This is a genomic window from Janthinobacterium sp. UMAB-60, from assembly GCF_900095235.1.
In the GTDB taxonomy this organism is placed as follows: Bacteria; Pseudomonadota; Gammaproteobacteria; order Burkholderiales; family Burkholderiaceae_D; genus Janthinobacterium.
Map to the genome: position 1 here is coordinate 1 of NZ_LT607539.1, position 271 is coordinate 271.

General features: G+C 54.2%; 1 tRNA gene. It reads left to right on the forward strand.

Annotated features, from left to right (window positions below):
• The first annotated feature begins 192 nt into the window (after positions 1–192).
• Positions 193–268: transfer RNA gene (locus tag K0F86_RS27210), tRNA-Asn, on the forward strand.
• Positions 269–271 lie beyond the last annotated feature (3 nt).

The following is a 271-nucleotide window of genomic DNA, read 5'->3' on the forward strand; positions in this document are numbered from 1 at the left end:
TAGAGCGACGGACTGTTAATCCGCAGGTCCCTGGTTCGAGTCCAGGTCGGGGAGCCAGAATTCGAAAGGCCACGTTGAAAAACGTGGCCTTTTTTGTTATTGCGGCACCAGCGCGTGGTTTGGGGCAAGATAAGATTCCCCCTATGGAAATCTGGACAGCGCCAGGTTTGGCCTATATAATACGGCCTCTTTTCCCTGATAGCTCAGTTGGTAGAGCGACGGACTGTTAATCCGCAGGTCCCTGGTTCGAGTCCAGGTCGGGGAGCCAGAA